Annotated in this window: 2 protein-coding genes; both read right to left on the reverse strand. The window is 67.8% G+C overall.

What is annotated here, in order from left to right; genetic code table 11:
• Positions 1 to 712 (reverse strand): Holliday junction branch migration DNA helicase RuvB (gene ruvB / locus RT567_RS17155; RefSeq protein ID WP_313577378.1); only part of this gene is annotated, 712 nt, incomplete at its 3' end.
• A gap of 199 nt (positions 713 to 911) precedes the next feature.
• On the reverse strand, positions 912 to 1,061 hold the full coding sequence (locus tag RT567_RS17160; RefSeq protein ID WP_409516194.1) for a hypothetical protein: 150 nt from the start codon (positions 1,059 to 1,061) through the stop codon (positions 912 to 914).
• Positions 1,062 to 1,079 lie beyond the last annotated feature (18 nt).

The following is a 1,079-nucleotide window of genomic DNA, read 5'->3' on the forward strand; positions in this document are numbered from 1 at the left end:
GCCCGCCCTCAGCATCCGCAAAGTCCCGCACCCGGCGCAGCAGACGACCGGCGATACGCGGCGTGCCGCGCGCCCTGCGGGCGATCTCCATCGCCCCGTCCTCGGTGATGGCCGCGCCCATCTTGCGCGCCGCGCCGCGGATCACCGATGTCAACTCCTCGGGCGTATAGAACTCCAGCCGCAGCGGAATGCCGAAACGATCCCTCAGCGGCGTCGCCAGCAGGCCCGCCCGCGTCGTCGCCCCGACCAGAGTGAAGGGCGCCAGGTCGATGCGCACGCTGCGCGCCGACGGCCCCTCGCCGATGATCAGGTCGAGCACATGATCCTCCATGGCCGGGTAGAGGATTTCCTCCACCAGCGGGGACATGCGGTGGATCTCGTCGATGAACAGGACGTCGCGCGGTTCGAGATTGGTCAGGATGGCCGCCAGATCGCCCGCCTTGGCCAGGATGGGGCCGGAGGTGGCGCGGAAGCCCACGCCCAGTTCGCGCGCCACGATCTGCGCCAGCGTCGTCTTGCCCAGCCCCGGAGGCCCGAACAGTAGGACGTGGTCCAGCGCCTCTGAGCGTGCGCGCGCGGCGTCGATGAAGACCTTCAGATTGCCCTTGGCCGCCGACTGGCCGACGAACTCGGACAGGGTCTGGGGCCGCAGGGCGCGGTCGTGTTGCTCGCCCTGGGCCGCATCGGGAGCGACCAGTCGGTTGTCCGTCATCCGGCCGCTCCCAGGTCGTATCGGCTTACATCTTCAGCAAGGCGTAGCTGACGCCCATGGCGATCAGGCCCACGACAAAGACCAGGACGACTTGCAATTTCTTGTTCATTTTCAAATTCTAAAACAGAGGAAGGGGTGACGGCATACGCCCCTCCACCCGTCTTGAACAAGATCATGGGCGCATGAAAAACGTCTCGGATCACCGTCCCAGCTCCTGCAGGGCCGTGCGGATGACCAGGGGCAGTTCGGCGTCCTCGCCCAGCTTGATCAGGGCGTGATCGACGGCGCGGCGGGCGTTGACCTCGGCGATGCCCAGACCCAGCAGGGCGGCGACCGCCTCGCCCGTCACGCTGGGCGGCGGCGGGGC

The organism is Brevundimonas sp. (assembly GCF_032107865.1).
Taxonomy (GTDB): domain Bacteria; phylum Pseudomonadota; class Alphaproteobacteria; order Caulobacterales; family Caulobacteraceae; genus Brevundimonas.